The organism is Kamptonema animale CS-326, from assembly GCF_028330895.1.
GTDB lineage: Bacteria > Cyanobacteriota > Cyanobacteriia > Cyanobacteriales > Microcoleaceae > Kamptonema > Kamptonema formosum.
On sequence record NZ_JAQMUA010000131.1, the window covers coordinates 38,282 to 55,541 of the forward strand.

12 protein-coding genes and 1 tRNA gene are annotated in these 17,260 nt (G+C 42.2%); 3 read left to right on the forward strand and 10 right to left on the reverse strand.

From position 1 onward, the window contains the following. The first annotated feature begins 142 nt into the window (after positions 1–142). Positions 143–1,168, forward strand: a complete 1,026-nt coding sequence (locus PN499_RS07850) for a DUF1565 domain-containing protein (RefSeq protein WP_272031182.1) — start codon at positions 143–145, stop codon at positions 1,166–1,168. A gap of 284 nt (positions 1,169–1,452) precedes the next feature. Here PN499_RS07850 and PN499_RS07855 read toward each other — a convergent pair whose 3' ends face one another. After that, positions 1,453–1,737, reverse strand: a complete 285-nt coding sequence (locus PN499_RS07855; protein ID WP_272031198.1) for a DUF3493 domain-containing protein — start codon at positions 1,735–1,737, stop codon at positions 1,453–1,455. Between the two features lie 504 nt (positions 1,738–2,241). Here PN499_RS07855 and PN499_RS07860 point away from each other — a divergent pair. Then, a complete protein-coding gene (locus PN499_RS07860) occupies positions 2,242–3,528 on the forward strand; it encodes a Glu/Leu/Phe/Val family dehydrogenase (RefSeq protein ID WP_272031183.1) in 1,287 nt (428 codons plus the stop codon). 121 nt (positions 3,529–3,649) lie between these two features. On the opposite strand, the gene PN499_RS07865 is transcribed toward PN499_RS07860, so the two are convergent. The 7 genes from PN499_RS07865 to PN499_RS07890 all read right to left on the reverse strand — a co-directional run bounded on the left by PN499_RS07865 (position 3,650) and on the right by PN499_RS07890 (position 14,394). Then, positions 3,650–4,768: a hypothetical protein gene (locus PN499_RS07865; protein ID WP_272031184.1), complete on the reverse strand. Its 1,119-nt coding sequence runs from the start codon at positions 4,766–4,768 to the stop codon at positions 3,650–3,652. Between the two features lie 87 nt (positions 4,769–4,855). Next, positions 4,856–5,026 carry a GIY-YIG nuclease family protein gene (locus PN499_RS29655; protein ID WP_417063869.1) on the reverse strand — a complete coding sequence of 57 codons (171 nt, stop codon included), beginning with the start codon at positions 5,024–5,026 and terminating at the stop codon, positions 4,856–4,858. Between the two features lie 85 nt (positions 5,027–5,111). Beyond that, positions 5,112–9,518 carry a ribonucleoside-triphosphate reductase, adenosylcobalamin-dependent gene (nrdJ, locus tag PN499_RS07870; RefSeq protein ID WP_272031185.1) on the reverse strand — a complete coding sequence of 1,469 codons (4,407 nt, stop codon included), beginning with the start codon at positions 9,516–9,518 and terminating at the stop codon, positions 5,112–5,114. Between the two features lie 145 nt (positions 9,519–9,663). Then, positions 9,664–9,948: a hypothetical protein gene (locus PN499_RS07875; RefSeq protein WP_272031186.1), complete on the reverse strand. Its 285-nt coding sequence runs from the start codon at positions 9,946–9,948 to the stop codon at positions 9,664–9,666. A gap of 231 nt (positions 9,949–10,179) precedes the next feature. Next, positions 10,180–12,333: a DUF4394 domain-containing protein gene (locus PN499_RS07880; RefSeq protein WP_272031187.1), complete on the reverse strand. Its 2,154-nt coding sequence runs from the start codon at positions 12,331–12,333 to the stop codon at positions 10,180–10,182. A gap of 116 nt (positions 12,334–12,449) precedes the next feature. Beyond that, entirely contained in the window at positions 12,450–13,490 is a 1,041-nt protein-coding gene (locus tag PN499_RS07885) for an ABC transporter permease (protein ID WP_272031188.1), read from the reverse strand. 391 nt (positions 13,491–13,881) lie between these two features. Continuing rightward, on the reverse strand, positions 13,882–14,394 hold the full coding sequence (locus PN499_RS07890; protein ID WP_272031189.1) for an adenine phosphoribosyltransferase: 513 nt from the start codon (positions 14,392–14,394) through the stop codon (positions 13,882–13,884). Between the two features lie 286 nt (positions 14,395–14,680). Between PN499_RS07890 and PN499_RS07895 the strand changes: the two genes are divergently transcribed. Next, positions 14,681–14,803 (forward strand): hypothetical protein, encoded by a 123-nt coding sequence (locus PN499_RS07895; protein ID WP_272031190.1) that lies wholly within the window; start codon positions 14,681–14,683, stop codon positions 14,801–14,803. A 31-nt stretch (positions 14,804–14,834) separates the two neighbouring features. Here PN499_RS07895 and PN499_RS07900 read toward each other — a convergent pair. Together PN499_RS07900 and PN499_RS07905 are read right to left on the reverse strand one after the other, a co-directional pair. Further along, a tRNA-Thr gene (locus tag PN499_RS07900) sits at positions 14,835–14,906 on the reverse strand. Positions 14,907–15,001: 95 nt separating this feature from the next. Further along, a complete protein-coding gene (locus PN499_RS07905) occupies positions 15,002–17,146 on the reverse strand; it encodes a serine/threonine protein kinase (RefSeq protein ID WP_272031192.1) in 2,145 nt (714 codons plus the stop codon). Positions 17,147–17,260 lie beyond the last annotated feature (114 nt).

Genomic DNA, 17,260 nt, shown 5'->3' on the forward strand with positions numbered 1-17,260 from the left:
ATCTATTGTTACTGTAACTATAGCTAATTAGCAGTTGATTTATTAGCATTCTGTAATTTTAACCAGATTTAAGATTTGGGCTTATGTAGTCAATAAATAATGTCCCCAGCAAACCCAAAATCATAAATCAGGAATTACCATCATGAGCAATCAGCTTTCTCGCTTTAATCCCTTTACCATCCTCAACCATTTTAGCCAGCAGTCTGCGGCCGCCGCTGTTGCTTTGCTAGTTGGTTCTTTGGGTGCTACAGCACTTCCAACTTGGGCAAATTCCCCCCAAAGAACGTCACAAGTGCGAACGATTTATGTCGATCCAGCTAGGGGAAGCGATCGCGCTAATGCTGGTAATCCAGCCGTGCCCTACCGTACTATCACTTATGCTCTTCAGCAAAGCAATTCTAACACTTTAATTCAACTAGCTCCAGGCAACTATAGCGCCCAAACGGGGGAAAGTTTTCCTCTAATAATCAAACCTAATGTAACTCTGCGCGGCGATGAAGTTAATAAAGGTAAGTCGGTACGAATTATTGGCGGCGCTAACTTTATCAGTCCGAGTTTTGCTAGACAAAATGTGGCAATTAGAGCTGAAAATGGCAGCCAAATCAGCGGTGTCACTGTTACTAATCCCAATACTCGCGGTACGGGTCTGTGGGTTGAGTCTGGCAGTCCGGTTGTTGCTAATTCTACCTTTTTTAATAGCCAACGTGAAGGTATTTTTATTACGGGTAGCAGCAGCCCTAAAATTAGCAATAATGTCTTTACTCAGAATAATGGTAATGGGATTTCTGCGGTGCGGTTTTCTCAAGGTGAAATCCGAGGAAATTTATTTCAAAATACAGGATTTGGGATTGCTATTAATGACTCTGCATCGCCTTTGGTTGCAGAAAATCGGATTATTGAAAATCGGGATGGAATACTAATTTCTCACTCGGCGCGGCCAGTACTCCGTAGCAATTTGATTGAAAATAATGTGCGGGATGGTGTGGTGGCGATCGCTAAATCTCAACCTGATTTGGGCACCGCAGCTAGTCCCGGCAAAAATATCATCCGGGGTAATCGGCGTTACGACCTCTACAATGCCACTCGTACTAATACCATTTTCGCGATCGGCAATCAACTCACCAAAAACCGGACTTCGGGCCCGATCGACCTGACTGCCAGCCGATAGAAGTTGCAGAACTCACTTAAATTAATGAGCGCCAGTCTTCCTATAGGTGGAGGCTGGCGCTCATCTTAATATATTATGTTATTTTTAGGGTCTTTATGAAAGCTGACCCCAATTGAACCGATTAAAAGGGATTTATGGTTAGAGCCTTTAATTTGGCTGGCTCTAATTTAACTATACTGATATTGACATAAACTTATCAGGGATCAAGATTTTCGTAATAATTTCTTTATATTCTGAACTTTCATTGCTTCAGATGTCCTTGTGTCAAGATTTGTAGCGTTTCGTTACTTTGACTTGGAGGAACGGCGCGATCGCTGCTCTAGGCGAAACAGCCACACCATCAGAGCCACAACTCCGACTTGCAGAGCAAAATTGGGGATCGCTGAGCCCACTTCCCGACCGGCCATGAGCTGACCCAGAAAAACCAGGCCGCCGATGAAACCAGAAGCACCGCAAGCGACGTACACAAACTGTCGTAGAGTTCGGTAGGGAGCCACTATCTCTGCTTTTAAGCGCTGGTATTGTTCTGGACTGATTTGACGGGGAGTTTTCGAGCGATCGTCTGGCATTTGTTCGCAGAGGTAATAGATGATTGACAACCCACGATGTAAAAAGGTGAGGATTTTTCCACAACTTATAATTTAGTCGATAAATGGTTACGGTAGTTCTATTAATGTATTTGTAATTTTTATAGGATTTAATAAAACTTTACATTCTACCCGCATTGTGAATGGGTGCAGTAGATGTGGCGATCGTTCTTTTGGTAAGTAAACTAAATTGAAAATGGGGGCGATCGCTTTTCAATTTGTGTCACCATAGAGTAGCAGCTAAGGTTGCAAATTATATACAAAAATTGACATAACTTGGCAGGAAAATCGCTAAATCCGGTCGAGCTTGTGTTTTAATTAAATAAAAGAGGAAAAAATATTAAGTAGACGGATATTAATTAAACCTATTGTTTAATTAATATCTAACTTGTGGCTTTTTAGTAGTTAACTATTAACAATTAGCCTTCTTCCCTCTTCCTTCTTCCTTCTTCCCTCTTCCCTCTTCCTTCTTCCTTCTTCCTTCCTATGTCAGATTCATTATTTGCTGATGCCAGCCGCAGATTAGAGCAGGCCTTGAAATATGTTTCGCTTTCAGAAGATACAACTGAACGCCTCAAATATCCTAAATCTACTTTAATCGTATCAATTCCAGTGCGGATGGATAACGGTTCCTTGCGAATTTTCCAAGGCTACCGCGTTCGCTACGATGACACCAGAGGCCCGACGAAAGGGGGAATACGTTATCATCCCAAAGTTTCTCTGGATGAAGTGCAATCATTAGCCTTTTGGATGACATTCAAATGTGCAGTTTTAAACCTACCTTTTGGGGGTGCTAAGGGAGGGATTACCCTAAATCCCAAAGAATTATCAAAGATGGAATTAGAACGATTAAGTCGGGGTTATATAGATGCGATCGCAGATTTTATCGGCCCCGATGTCGATATTCCCGCACCGGATGTTTATACCAACCCGATGATTATGGGTTGGATGGCTGACCAATATAATATCATTAACCGCAAACTTTGTCCAGCAGTTGTTACTGGTAAACCTGTCACCATTGGGGGGAGTTTGGGCCGAGATACGGCGACAGCAATGGGAGCTTTTTTTGTAATTGAAACCTTATTACCTAAATTTGATTTAGTACCACAAAATACAACGGTGGCGGTGCAAGGTTTTGGTAATGCCGGTGCAGAAATCGCCGAATTACTCTCGAAGGCTGGCTATAAAGTAGTTGCTGTTAGCGATTCCCAAGGGGGAATTTATGCCAAAAAAGGGCTAGATATTCCCAGCATTCGACAATTCAAAGAATCTAACCGCAGTATCAAAGCCGTTTATTGCGAAGGTTCGGTTTGTAACATTGTCGAACATGAAGTTTTGACGAATGAAGAACTTTTAGCTTTAGATGTTGATGTGTTAGTTCCTGCGGCATTGGAAAATCAAATTACCGAGGCGAATGTGCATGATATTAAGGCTAAGTTTATCTTTGAAGTAGCTAATGGGCCTACGACTTCTGCTGCGGATAAGATTTTAGCCGCTAAGGGAATTTGGGTAATTCCAGATATTCTGGTGAATGCTGGTGGGGTGACGGTGAGTTATTTTGAATGGGTACAGAATCGCAGCGGACTTTATTGGACATTGGAGGAAGTAAATCAGCGGTTGAAGTTGAAAATGATTGACGAAACTGAGGTAATTTGGAAAATTGCTCAGGAGTTGTCAATTTCGATGCGGACTGCTGCTTATGTACATGGGTTAAATCGCTTGGGAGAGGCGATGAATGCCAAAGGAACTAGGGATTATTATGTCAATGGTTGAGCGTTAAGCAGGACTGATGCACGTCGAGGCAGAAACCGGGTTTCTTTGTAGATATCTCGTTTAGAATCTTAGATTTTTCCTAGAAACCCACTTTCTTTAGGTAAGTCCTGCTTTAATTTTTCTAGTCAATTTTACGACAACTCCAACCCTTGTGAGATTGGCCTTTACCTTGAGCTATTTTACTCATGTGGCCTTGATCTAAGCCATGTTCTCTACAAAATTTGGCGAGGTTTGTAATTTTCTCTTCTTTACCATCTGGACTAATCACAACCCAACTATTGGATTTTATTTGACGCAGTTTCTCACCTTGACTTATAGGCATGACCTTTTTCTTAATTTTTTCTGGTTTTTCTATAACCAGTGTATCTGATTTACTGAATTTTTCTGAAATTATGGTAGGAATAGGACGATCGGTGCGGTAACAATAATAACCTTTATGTTGCTTAAACTTTCCTTGAGCAACTTTAACCATGCAGCCTGAGTCTAATTTGTGTGCTTTACAAAAACTGTTGAGATTACTGACAGGTAATTCTTCGCCATCGGGTGTAATAATCAGCCATTCTTTCTGCTGGGTAAGAGTTTTTATTGGCATTGACGAGTCTGAATAACCACATAGCCACCCTTTATAATTATTTAACTTCCCTTTGGCAATTTGAATCATTGCACTGTCATTCAAACCGTGATTTTTGCAAAACTGCCTGAGATTATTGATTTCAAAAATTTCTGCATCGGGGCTAACAATAATCCACTCTTTAGTTGACTGAACGATTTTGAGTGGTTTTGGCGAATCTACATACTGGCAAGTCCAACCTTTATAGGTACTACGATTTCCACTAGCAACTGAGTACATAGCTGCTAAATCCAAACCCATTTGTTCGCAAAAAAGCTTTAAGTTGGTAACTTTTTGACTGTTGCCATCAGTGTCTGTCACAACATAATTTTTGAAGCGTTTACTAGGGCGATCTTGATGTTTTGGCGTGTAAGCATACTGACACTTCCACCCGCGATGTGTAAGGGTTTTTCCAGATGCAACGTTAACCATAGATGTTCGGCGCAAGCCATTTTCTCTGCAAAAGGCAGAAAGATTTCTAACAAAAAAAATTTCTTCTTGAGGCGAAATTACTATCCAGTCTTTTGTTTTTGAAGGTTGAGCAACTAAAAACTCAGAGTTCACAAAAATATTAGCTGTTGTACTAGCATTATATCCAAATTGGGGATCGTAAGATTGGAGACTGTCCATCCAAAATTGCTCTCTTTCTACTAAAATAGTTGGTTCATTAACTAACTCTATGATTTTAAACTCAAAATTTTCTACTCCGTATTTTTTTCAAGCATTTTGCAGATGTTTACTATGATGCTTGCTCCTTGATAATAAGTTTTTATGGTCACACCATCGCCGCTCTATATCAATTGAACTTCCCACATAAACTTTACTGTCAAGAGTATTTTGAATGAGATAAATACCACTCAAACTCTTATTCTTGCTTAATAAATCCATAGGTGTAGTGAAAAATAAAAGCAGTGGGCAAAGTTCAAAAACTAGCACACTGCTTTTAATTATAAGACAAAAGCCAAAAAATAATTTAACGGTTAGAAGTTGGTTTTTGTTCGGGGAAAGTACATTTATCTGAATCACAACCAGCGGGACCAACTTCTAGCAATTCACCGCGATCGTAGCGGAGCAAAGCTGTAAGAAAATTATCCGTATGTCGCCGCAAGATAACCTCCTTTATAAGCTGTTCATACTGTTCCTTGGTGATTGGTTCAAAGGGCAAGCGAGGAAATGATTGGTGGTCATCAAATCGCGCTAGGAGAGCTACAGAAATGTATCCTTCATCATTTTGAATAGCTTCGTAGATGCGCTGTCCTAAAGGCTCAACTTCATCGGCTCTTAGTTCTACAGTTGCCGAAGTGTTATGGGTTGTCCAATGACACTGGACATTTAAGTAGAAATCCATTTGTGTTAATGCAGAAAACTTGCCAATCTCAATTTTATCTGCTCCTGGTAAATCGGCCCAAGGTACAGCAACGGGAATTTCGATCAACCATTCTGTGCAACGTGGATCGAAGGCATCATTCAGCAAATTACCATTTTCATCTTTGTCAGATTGAGACGGAATGACATTGTAGCCATAGTCAATACAAGCTAATGCTACGGGGTCATTTTTGCGGAAAGTAATCCGGCGAATAAAACGCTGTGCTTTCGGAGGATGCCAACCCGGAGATGCACCTGTGAGCAAACTTTTTGTTCCTGAAGGTTGAACGGTTGTACAACGATTTGGACGTTTGAGGGAATGGCGATCGCAGTAATCCCAAACGGCTTGATTTACTATTTCTCGCCAACGAGTTAAATACTCTTTTTCCCCCTTTTTAAAGGCGATTCCTTGCTCAGTTTCTGGTCGTCCTTGTTCCCACCAGCGCAGCCAATCAACGCCGAAAGCATGGACAAAGAAATCGAACAAACCTGTAAAAGACACGCCTACAATTGGGTCTAAGTCGCGACTGTAGTTGTAGCGGGGTTCGACAAATTTGTGATTGAGAAGTGTAGCAACTGATAATCCAGCGGCGGTGAAGGCTTCTTCTTGTTCTTTGCGGTTTTTGGGATCAATTTGATTGAGATGGATCTCAGCGAGATTACAATTTCCAGTTAAAGTATTACCAAAAACTCCCTTGTGATACTCTGGTTCATTAAAGCAGTAAGTATCGTGTAAATCAGGTAATTCTTCAACATTTCTTACAATCTGCCATTTGCCTTTAGATTTAGCACTACTTCCTTTACTAACATCTAAACGCTGACAAGGAATATCAGCACAATCAGTAATTTGTAAGTAATACAAATCCCGACTTCTGATGCCATAATTAGTGATCGATCCCTTATGGGCAAAAAGATTGATTGATGAACGAATGCCACATTTTGTTAGAAGTAATTGAACTCTGTAAGCTCGCTTGTAATCAGAGATATAAATCCTGATACCGTTGCCACTTGTATTCGAGCCGTCTGTATCAGCTAGGCCAGCAATAAAATGCAGTATTGCTTGACGATTCCAACTGGCAATTACATTCAATGCTTCTGCATTAGTTTTTAATGCTTTCAGCAATTCTCCAGAAAAACCTAAATCTGTCACATCGGTAAAAGCAGGCAAATAGCTATATGTTCTTTCCGGTGACTTATTTCCTGATACTACTAAAGCTGCCTTCTTTTGGTAAAGTCTAATTTTGGCATTGTCATTTTGATCTGTAGTTCCATCTCCTACAGCTACTCCTAAAGTATAGGCGTAACTAGGATCTACATTCAAACCATCTTCATACTTAATTGTGAAAGGCTCTGTGTGAATGGCATAGTGACTAACATCCATCAAATCTTTGGTTTGAACTTCTTTGTACACTTTACCAAAGCGATCTTTGACAAAGAATCTATGATATTCTGTGGCATCTAGGTAAGAGCCATCTCCAAATTGCACTCGATATAGTTTACGCTGGCTACCTGTTTTAAATGGTGTAACTTGGCTCCATTTTTGACCATTCCATATCTCAATTTCTAAGTCGATAACATCTTTGATTGGGTGAATTCCATCTCTAGTAATGAGTAGAGTTTCACCACTGACACAGTGAAAATTTGCGCCAATAATTTCCCCACAATTGTGAGCCACAAATCCATTAGCATCAAACTGAGAAACCCCTGGTACGGTGCAGTCATAAACTGCTTCTTCTCCATCAGAGATAATTGCAGTAATCTCAACCGAAAATCTCTCACGGTTAAACTTGCGTTTATACCCAGATAGTAGGCTTGCTAGTAACTGTGATTTTTCTGGCTCTTGGAACCCAATTACTTGTTGAAATACATAGATATTGTCATTAGCAATGACCAACTCATGGGATGCCTTGCAGAAATATTCCGCCAAGTTTTTCTGGCTATCAGGCAACATTCTAAATCCTTCTGTTCTGCGATTTTGATATATTGTCGAGCCAATACCTAAACGCAACAGCATCCTTTGTACAGCTTCTAAAACAGGCAAATTGCTTTGAGATAGCCGAACACTAATTCCTTTTTCTTGAGTTCCTTGAACGCTTCCATCAGCATCAAATAAGCCTCTGAGGAATCCACGAGAAAAGTCATAACTTGCCTGCTCAACTTCAGGCGTAATTACTTTGGAATGATGCTCCAAACCAAATGTCTTAGCAAGACGAGCTAAACTTGATGAGCTAACCTCATAGTATTTGTTGTTGGGATGATAAATTCCTTGCAAATCTTTGGTGTATTGAGGAGGTTTAGGCAGGTTATTCACCAGTGTTAAGGCATACTCTTTCATTTCTATTTGAGTATCGCCCCAATACCTCAATTTAGCTTGATAGGTGTGATTGGCTTGATTGACAGAAAAACAGCCATCTCCTAGTAAACTACCCAAGAGCCATCCTTCATCAAAACTACCAACACCATCCCAAGATTGAAGATTACGATGATTGTGAATTAGAATGCGATCGCCAATTTTAAGATCGCCAACCTCACACCATTCAGAATACTGCTTTTTTTGGGTTTGTGCTGTTACTTTCAAAACTTGATGGTTTTTTGTCAACCTTAAGCTATAACCCTCTTTGGTTTGCACTTTAACCACTGGTTTAACTCCAGTGAAAAAGAAGCCTTCTGGGGTAGTGCTGAAAAGTTCTCCATTGACATAGACAGCTTGCTGCACTCCAATTAAGTCTTTGACTTGTCTTGCACCATACTCAGTATGAACCCAAGTATCAGCCGTAACACATGGGTTCAAACCCACACGGGCTAACCGATGCTCTAATTCATCAGCGTTAATATTAGGAGCATTTTCTTGAAACCACTCTTTAGCCTTGCCATCGTTATATGCTTTCAAAAATTCTACTTTCATTGTAGAAGTTGATAGCAAATCGTAGTTAGCTCTGGCTACTGCTTCACCGGCCCATTGAATTGCACCTTCACCAGAATAATACTGTTTTCTAACAGCATCCAGACATTCTTGCAGTGTAGGTTTAGAGTGAAAAACACGGGTATGGTTTGCCATTCTTAAAGCATCACGCTCTGGATCTATTCGCCAATTCCCTTGCTCATCTTGTTGCCAGAGGTTATCTTTAGCATTAGCAAATAATCCATCTTCACTATTTCCTTGCCTCATACCGGCCGATCTTCTGATATTTCCAGCAACAATTGTCACCGCTGCTTCATCAATCAATAAACAGCATTCAACAGAATTTAATTGCCGTCCTAAAGCCTTATTCAAAATAGCCGCACAGCGATGATAAAGTTCTGCCAATTTCACCGGATTAGCGACACCGCCAAAGCCTTTTAATGGTTCTCCCACTGGGCGGACATCGCTCAAGTCGATGACAACTTGCACATCGGTTGAAAATCTTTCATCAGTTGACAATTCCAGCAAACTTTGATAAGATTTAACCCAACCTTGGCGAGAGTCTCCTACATAGATGGTTGCCTGATTTCCCTCTACTTTGACTTCGGTTTCTTCCCGCCGCAATTGAGCGGGAGTAGCGCCAATTTCTCCCTGCAATTCAACTAATAAACGATTCCTAATTGGCGGTAGTTGGTTAATATATTTAGGTTCGAGAACCGCCCCAGTACCGCAGCCCATCATTGCTAAATCCATCAATAGCCCAAAGGCCCGCCAGTCAGCGATATTTGTGGATGAACAATTATAGGCCCCGGAAAAATTCTCTGGTGCTTCAATCCACTCGCTACCCCCCACCCACAGCCATCTACCGGAGGTGAGGGCCTTAAGTTGGCTTTGCATCCGGTGTAGGAGATCCGCTTCTTCGGGGGTGAGATTGCCGAGTTTGGCTAAGCCGCGAACCGTGCGATCGCACACTTCCTCCCACGTCTCCCGCCCGTTTTCTGTGCGACGGCTATAAGTCCTGAAAAACACCGGATTGGCCGCAGGTGCAGTTTCCGGGAAGGTGTGCTTTTTCTGGGTGTCGTTTTGACTCGTCCGCTCAAGTTCTCGAACCATAGTTATAGTCTGACCGTCTTGGAACAATTCAATAGACTATGACTATACGCCATGTCAGATATAGGGTCAAATAGTTGACAAAATCCACAAGTTGCGCTATATATGGGTCATAAGCTCAACAGTGCTATTGAGAAAAGCGATCGCCTTAACGCACAGACAAAAACTCAATCCTCGGCAATAATGGGTCTTGAACAATGCCCACACCGTTAAATCCCCAACGCTTGAGCAAGCTTTGTAATTGAGAACCGGCAATAGATTCGACTCCAAAGCGATCGGCTACATCTGCACCATATTTATTTAGATAGCTGAGAGCTTCAAAGTCTTCGCGAAACATTAACAAATAACTCTCATCTGTGTCTTGATTGGGATGAGCAGTTAGATATTTACCATCAGAACGAGAAAGTAATAAGTAGAAAACTTGGGAAAACATTTTGTTTTTTGCTCAAAATATAACAGAAGGAAGAGGGAAGAAAGAAGAAGGAAGAAGGAAGAGGGAAGAGGGAAAATGCAACAAAAATATGCTTCGGCGGTTGAAACCGCTACTAAACAAACAAAGTCCGCCTGCGCGGACTGAAAAACGGGCATTGAAGCCCGATTTAGTATTAGCTATTAGCTATTAACTATTAGCTAATAGCAATTAGCCATTAGCCATTAGCGAACATTAAATCAAAGTCAATGCCAAACCTTTGACGGAAGTTCCATTGCCAATTTGACCGATCGCCGTAGCCGCGCCTGTTGTCAAATTAATATTATACAGACTTGACACACCTCCGACTTCAAGGGCAGCGATCGCATTCCCATTGGGACTAATATCAAAGCCAAGTATGCGAGAAGCATCAACACCCAAGGAACCAACAGTATTCAGCACACCATCATTAGGCGGAACTTGCCTTACCAGAACATCTAAACCACTGTCGATCGCATACAGTGTAGTTGACGTAGCCCCGGCAAAGTTATTAGTATAGGCTGCGGCCACCGCCGTAGGATTTGCCCCAGCGTTGATATCGCCAGCAGCGTAAACTAAATTTCTGTCGAATTGGACACCTCCAATCAGCGTATCAAAGTCTACAACTGCCCCTGTTTCCTGGTTCAGCCGCCCATTTTGATCTGCCTCATTAATAACCCGAATGCGATCGACAGTCGGATTGAAATCGAAACCAGTCGCCCCAATTGTAAGAGTTGGATTCAAAGGTGCTGTTCCCACCGCAGTTGCTACGCCACTCGCTTGATCGATCGCATACAACCGATTGCTGCTACCCAAACCGTAAAGTACACCCGTAGCAGGGCGGAAATCAATCCCTAGCAAGCTTTCTCCTGGCAGTAACCCCGTAACAGCAACATCGCTGAGGACTGCTTGCGGTGCTGCTGCATTAAAGCCGATAATTCTTTCAGCTCCATCTCTACCTGTAACTGCATAGGCTGTAGGCAAAGGCAATGCTAAACCAACGATCGCTTCCCCAGTGGTAATTTGACCTAACGCCGTAGCTTGACCTGTGGTCAAATTGATATTGTACAGACTGGAAACGCCGCCAACATTCAGGGCTGCATAACCCGACTCCTGACCGCCAACGCTTCTAATATCAAATCCCAGGACGCTAGAAGCGTCAACACCCAACGATCCAACGGTATTGAGTACGCCATCATTCGGTGGAACTTGCCGCACCAGAACGTCTAAATTGCTATCGATCGCATACAGTGTGGTTGACGTAGCCCCGGCAAAGTTATTAGTATAAGCTGCGCCTACCGCCGACGGATTTGCCCCAGAGTTGCGATCGCCACTAGCATAAGCCAAACTTCCGTCTAGTTGAATACCATCGGTAGTCGTGTTGAAATCCACAACTCCCCCAGTATCAGGATTTAGCCGCGCATTTTGATCCGCCTCATTTATAGCCCGAATGCGATCGACAGTGGGATTAAAATCAAAACCAGTAGCCCCAGATGTCAAAGTGGGATTAAAGGGTGCTGTTCCCACCGCAGTCGCCGCCCCACTGATGGGGTCAATCCTGTACAAGCGATTGCTGCTACCCAAACCAAAGAGTTGACCGTTAGCAGGGCGGAAATCAATCCCCACCAAGCTTTCCCCAGATTGTAACCCCGTCACTGACACATCCCTAAGCGTGATTCCCGGAGCAAAAGTATTAAACCCTACAATCCTATTACTTGCAGTCAGCGCATAGGCAGTAATCGAAGGCCCCGGCGGAGGACTAGGAACAACGCTGGAGTTATTAGTAGTGAAATCTGCCGCAGAAATTAAACTCCGGTTAACCCCTGCAAGGACAGCAAGGAATTCTCCAGTTACTCGGTCTTGAATAAAGGTATTATTACCTGCGTCCACCAAGTTGAGGTCAGCAAAGGTCAACCCTCCACTCAAACCAATCAGATCCAAATTATCTGTAAAGTCATTGATAACATCCGCATCTGCCAGACTTAAACCACCGCTAGTTAGTGAAGGGCTAGCATCAGCGTAACGGGTAAGAACAAATACGTCAGCCCCCTCTCCACCAGTAAGATTATCAGCACCTCTGTCGCCAAATAAAACATCGCTACCAGAGTTACCTGCCAGCAAATCGTTGCCTCTACCACCATAGATAGAGTCGTTATCTTCATTGCCATTGACAGTATCGTTGTCTAGATCCCCAAATAGAGAGTCACTACCGAAGTTTCCATCTATAGAGTCGTTTCCCTTACCGCCATAAATAGAATCGTTACCAGAGTTGCCAGAAATTGCGTCATTCTCTTGCAACCCAAAGATTCTGTCCTCTTCTGGTAAACCTCCGATGCTATCAGCTTGAGGGGTACCGATAATTTCTGCCATAGTGCAATCCCGATCTAAAGTTAAAGATGATATGGAATAATATTAACAGGGGATCGATTGCAAAAGGCAGCAAAAATTAAATTCAAAGATTGAATTTAATTTTACTATTCAGCTTATTACTTAAGATTTTCTAGGCGGATACGAGGGTCAACTACCTTAAGGAGTAGATCTGCTAATAAGTTACCCACAATCAACATTACAGCACCCATCATCAAGCTTGCCATCACTAAATACAAGTCTTGATTAGTAACAGCGTCTAAGGTAAGTTTACCTAGACCTGGCCAGTTGAAAAAAAGTTCCGCAATAAATGCACCGCTTAACAAGCTAGCAAACTCAAATCCTAGAAGTGTAATCAGAGGATTAATCGCATTCCGTAAAGCGTGAACGTAAATCACTCGATTTTCTGGCAAACCTTTAGCCCGCGCAGTTTGGATGTAATCTTGTCGCAGCACGTCCAACAATTGCCCCCGCATTAGTCTTTGCAAACCCGCGAAGCTGGTGATACTTAAAGCTACAGTTGGTAAAATTAAATGCCAGCAATAATCGATGATTTTGCCCCAAAAAGATAAATCTTCATGGTCAATACTTGTCATCCCGCCTACAGGAAAAAGAGGGGAAGTGTTCTGTGCTAGAAATAGCAAAAGTAGAGCTGTAATAAAGCTGGGGAATCCTTGACCAGTGTAGCTAATTACTTGTAAAAATCTGTCGGTAGAGCGATTTTGGTTAACAGCAGCGATAATTCCCAAAGGAATGGCGATCGCCCAAGTTACAATTAAAGAACCGATCGCCATTACTAGAGTTGCTGGTACTCGTTCCCATAACAAATCAGCGACATCTCGCCCATAAACAAAACTTTTGCCAAAATTTCCCTGAGTGAGGATTTGCAAAAGCCAGCGCCAATATTGCTCAAACCAAGATTTATCTAAGCCAAATTGTTGTGCTAGTTGCTTAACAGTTTCTGGTGCAATTTTGGGATTTTGATACAAGGTGTCTAAGTAATCCCCTGGAGCTAGTTGAATAATCGTAAAACAGAGGGCAGATGTCAGAAACAGTGTCAAAATTGCCTGCAACAGCCGCTTAACTATATAAGCAAATGTCTCGCTGGCAAACAGTGAATTGAAGAGTCGTAAATTACGGTTTAATTTGATAGAAGTCATTGTTAGTTGTTAGTTGTTAGTTGTTAGTTGTTAGTTGTTAGTTGTTCGTAGTATAGCCTTTCTAAAAAAGGTGAGGTAGGAATTTTGACATGGAAAGCTTGAAAATACAGGGTTTCTGTATACCTCATTTATCTGAGAACCGCTATAAATAAAGCTAGTTAGCAACTATTAACTGTCATCAGGAAATTTCTTTCATCGAGAAGTTCCTGTCATTGCGAGTGAAGCGAAGCAATCTCAAGCCTTTGCGATTGCTTCGCTTCGCTCGCAATGACATATATTATGCTCGTAATTACATAGTTAATTTTAATCATGTCCACCTAATTAACAATTAACAATTAACAATTAACAACTAACAATTAACAACTAACAACTAACAACTAACAATTAACAATTAATACTCAACTAATGTCACAATTGGCACATCTGGTAACTTTTCTCTACCGCCTAAATCTTTTAATTCGATGATAAAGGCAAAACCTACAATTTCACACTGCGCTTGCTGTAATAACTGAGCTGTAGCGACCGCTGTTCCTCCAGTGGCCATTAGATCGTCTACAACTAACACGCGACTGCCTGGTTCAATAGCGTCTTGGTGTATTTCCAAGCGATCGGTACCGTACTCTAACTCATACTCAACAAAATTAATTTCTGCTGGCAGCTTACCGCGTTTGCGGACGGGAATAAAGCCAATACCCAATTTATAAGCTAGAGGTACGCCAAAGAGAAAGCCCCGCGATTCCATACCAACGATATAATCAGCGGACAGCCCAGAACACTTTTCGGTTAAAGTGTCAAGGGTGTAGCGTAGTCCTTCGCGATCGCGCAGGAGAGTAGTAATATCTCGAAACAGAATCCCTGGTTTAGGAAAATCTGGGATGTCGCGAATTAAAGATTTGAGATCCATAAGGTTGAGGATAAGCGTTGAGATTGCAACGGTAGGCTTTCTGGCACTTTCGGGCTTTCTAGTTCAGGAATTGGCTTTAAATGAGCAGGAGAACTGATTGAGCCTTCTAGTGCCGTCCGATGGGAAGCATCAAAAATCTTACACTAGATTAGGGTCGAGTTTCTTCTCAATGTTCATTGACGGTTCAAAAATCCCCCTTACCTTAGCATCAAAGCTACTTCCCGATCTGCTCCTTGTGCAATCTCTAAATCAACTTCTTGGTTATACCAATATTCAACAATTAAGCATGATATTGAAAACACTTATCCTGTTGAGATCGTATTCAAAAGTTAGCTGTACCATAACAGGAATGCTGGGCGATCGTGCTTATATTAATCGCGATCGCATCCGTCAGGCCATAGTAAGCTGAAAGCCTTACATAGACTAGCTTGAACTAAAAAAGCTGGCGATCGGATTTGAACCCATGACCGGCTGATTACAAATCAGCTGCTCTACCACTGAGCTACGCCAGCACTTCGATTTACAATCATAACACAACTTTTCTCAGATCCGCAAGCACTAAAAAAAATTCTTTTCCCCTTTCCACAACAGCGCCCCCCCAATTGCCTTAATCGCAGCGCCAAATCTTAATCGTCTCATCACCGCTACCACTGACGAGCAGCTTACCATCCCGTGCGATCGCCACCGAATAAACCGTCCCCGAATGTCCCGTCAGAGTATTCATCAGTTGCCCAGTCGCCACATTCCAAATCTTAATCGTATTATCATCACTGCCGCTAGCCAGAGTCAACCCATCAGGACTAATCGCCACCGAATTACCTCTACCTACATAATTTCTCAAAATGTGTGGCGCATTACCCCTGCTAGAATTGCCAACATCATTACCTTTACGTTGATTATTACTCAGAATTCGCATCAGCCTGCCCGTTGGCAAATTCCGCAGCTTAATCGTGTAATCATTTCTCACACTCACAAGCGTTTGTCCATCAGGACTAATCGCAATAGAATTCACTCCCAAATTTAACCCAGAAAGAGTACGCTGTAACTCTCCAGTTTCCACATCCCAAACCTTGCTCGTCGCGTCAGAACTTCCACTCGCCAAAACTTGACCATCAGGGCTAAAAACCACCGCATTCACATCATCTAAATGCCCCGTCAAAGTCCGCAGCAATTCGCCACTCTCTAAATGCCAAAGCTTAATTGTATAGTCACTACCACCGCAGCTAGCTACGAGCTGCCCATCGGGGCTAATAGCAACAGAATTAACCCCAATAGAATGGCCAGGGAGAGTGCCAAGTAACTCACCGCTATGGAGATTCCAAAGTTTAATAGTCTCATCAGAACTACCACTAACAAGAAGCTCTCCATCAGAGCTAATAGCTACCGAATTTACCCGATCGGAATGCCCAGTTAAAGTGCTTGTTAACTCCCCCGTTTCTAAGTTCCAGAGCTTAATAGTTCTGTCCCAACTCCCACTAGCAAGAATCAGCCCATCTGGACTAATAGCAATTGAATTTACAAAAGATGAATGTCCAGGCAAAGTGCAAACGCATTGCCATGTTTTAGTTTTAACTTTTTTAGATGCTACTTGTTCTTGGCGCTTGTACTCAGCCTCAGCTTGTTCTCTGCGCTTGCGCTCCGCTTCTCCTAAAATATCGCGCTGAAGCTTAGCCCTATTTTCCCGATCTGCCAGCCGTCGCAACTCCACTTCGCAAGCAGCTCTTTGCTGTCGCTGAATCACTTTCAGACTTTCAATATAAGGTTCAACCCATTCTTGATCGAACCATTCTTGAACGAATTCTGATTTTAAATAATAAAGTTGTGGCTCATAGTTAAAATCGATAGTAAGGTAATATAAATCTGCCAAAAATCCCGCTAACAACTTATGTATGGAAACAATTATTTGCCTAATAATTCGCAGACATACTTTTTCATCTGTACCATCTACTCCTAACTGTTCATAAACTTTTTCCCAGTTCCAAGGCTGAATCGATACCAAGGAAACTGTTTGATTTACCATGCCCCAAAAACCAACATGAAAATTCACTTCATAGTCGCTAATATCGCTATAAAGAATAGCTGTCGGCACTGGGCCTAAAATTGTCTGCAACCGCTCCACATCAATATCAGAAATTGGCTGCTTGAAATAGTCACCGTAAAACTGAACTGGACAAGTTTCGCTATGTTGAGGATAATGCTGGCTTAGAAAGGATCTTAACTTAGCCGGTAACTCGATATTCAAGTTATGGCGGAAAGAATCTGGGCAATCTTTGCTAATCTTAGCGGGAGAAACTAACAGCAATAATCGGTGCTGTTGCTGCTGCAAAATTTGCTCTGTTTCCTGTCTACTCAAGTTTGAAAACCAGGTGTCTCGATCCCAAATAATTTGAATCTCACTCAGCTTTACCTTAATTGCCTCTGCTTGCAACTCCCGCATTAGTTCCCGGCACAATCTACTAATTTCTCGCCTGTCTCTTAGTTCTTCTTCTCTGAGCTGATTACCGCGTTCTTTTTCTACACTTGTAATCTCCCTTAATTCTTGTTCCCGACGCTCTTGCCGTTCTAGAAATTGAATTTGCGCTTGAATCCAGCGCCGATCTTTTTTGACTTGGTGACGAAGGGCTTGGACTCCCGATGAGCCTTCCGAAAAAGACTGGCTGGTAATCGTTGCTCCCAATCGATCTCCCAAACTCTGCGCGATCGGCTTCAATAGGTCAACTAGGGTATCTGAGACAGGGCGGGGTAAAGACATAAAAATTAAATTTTTTTGCTCAAAATCGTTCCCGTTACTTGTCCGCAGAGAGAGTTACTATAGCCCCGCAGGACTAGAGGCAGTTTAATTGATAGTTTTTGTAGTGTTTTATTG

What these genes read in the sequence shown, in the direction of transcription:
- PN499_RS07850 (WP_272031182.1), top strand. Translation starts at nt 143, where the DNA reads ATGAGCAATCAGCTTTCTCGCTTTAATCCCTTTACCATCCTCAACCAT.
- PN499_RS07855 (WP_272031198.1), bottom strand. Translation starts at nt 1,737, where the DNA reads ATGCCAGACGATCGCTCGAAAACTCCCCGTCAAATCAGTCCAGAACAA.
- PN499_RS07860 (WP_272031183.1), top strand. Translation starts at nt 2,242, where the DNA reads ATGTCAGATTCATTATTTGCTGATGCCAGCCGCAGATTAGAGCAGGCC.
- PN499_RS07865 (WP_272031184.1), bottom strand. Translation starts at nt 4,768, where the DNA reads ATGGACAGTCTCCAATCTTACGATCCCCAATTTGGATATAATGCTAGT.
- PN499_RS29655 (WP_417063869.1), bottom strand. Translation starts at nt 5,026, where the DNA reads ATGGATTTATTAAGCAAGAATAAGAGTTTGAGTGGTATTTATCTCATT.
- nrdJ (WP_272031185.1), bottom strand. Translation starts at nt 9,518, where the DNA reads ATGGTTCGAGAACTTGAGCGGACGAGTCAAAACGACACCCAGAAAAAG.
- PN499_RS07875 (WP_272031186.1), bottom strand. Translation starts at nt 9,948, where the DNA reads ATGTTTTCCCAAGTTTTCTACTTATTACTTTCTCGTTCTGATGGTAAA.
- PN499_RS07880 (WP_272031187.1), bottom strand. Translation starts at nt 12,333, where the DNA reads ATGGCAGAAATTATCGGTACCCCTCAAGCTGATAGCATCGGAGGTTTA.
- PN499_RS07885 (WP_272031188.1), bottom strand. Translation starts at nt 13,490, where the DNA reads ATGACTTCTATCAAATTAAACCGTAATTTACGACTCTTCAATTCACTG.
- PN499_RS07890 (WP_272031189.1), bottom strand. Translation starts at nt 14,394, where the DNA reads ATGGATCTCAAATCTTTAATTCGCGACATCCCAGATTTTCCTAAACCA.
- PN499_RS07895 (WP_272031190.1), top strand. Translation starts at nt 14,681, where the DNA reads ATGATATTGAAAACACTTATCCTGTTGAGATCGTATTCAAAAGTTAGC.
- PN499_RS07905 (WP_272031192.1), bottom strand. Translation starts at nt 17,146, where the DNA reads ATGTCTTTACCCCGCCCTGTCTCAGATACCCTAGTTGACCTATTGAAG.